This window comes from Pseudomonas sp. RA_35y_Pfl2_P32, from assembly GCF_963970735.1.
Classification (GTDB): Bacteria; Pseudomonadota; Gammaproteobacteria; order Pseudomonadales; family Pseudomonadaceae; genus Aquipseudomonas.
Window position 1 is genome coordinate 1 of record NZ_CAXAQF010000230.1, and the last position, 506, is coordinate 506.

Sequence of the window (506 nt, forward strand, 5' to 3'; positions counted from 1 at the left end):
CATATTCATCGGCTTCGGCACCGACGCAGGTGCGGCCGCCGAACCAGGCATCGGCACCATCCCCAGCACCATCTTGCGCTGATCATCGGTCAGGACTTTAGCGGCCTCGCCCGCGGCGCGAATGAAGTCCAGTCTTTGATCCGCCTTCAACTTCTCGATCTCACGGATCTTGGCCTCGACCGGCGTGGCATCCGGCTGGTCTGCCGCCGTCAGCAACCAGAGGGCCTGCTCTGCTTCGTCGATCTTCCGCTGCTGGTTTGACTGGTCGACGAGGGCACGCTGCTTGATATCGTTGAGGCTCGTCCTATGCTGGGTAGAAAGGCCGAGCTTGTCGGCATATTCGAGGTAAAATCCCGTCGCGCCCACGTGATAGATATGCGATGAGCCGGGAAACCCCCGGTTGGGCGCGGTTTCGCCGAAACTGATGCAGGTCTATCGACGGCGATTTGGCCCTTGAGCAATTGATGGCCTTTGCCATCACCGATGACCACGCGAGGCAGGAAGGC

Annotated in this window: 1 protein-coding gene; it reads right to left on the reverse strand. The window is 60.5% G+C overall.

Annotation, left to right across the window (positions count from 1 at the left end):
* A partial coding sequence (locus AACY45_RS28010; protein ID WP_339548719.1) for a Spy/CpxP family protein refolding chaperone occupies positions 1-366 on the reverse strand: 366 nt, incomplete at its 3' end.
* Between the last annotated feature and the right edge of the window lie 140 nt (positions 367-506).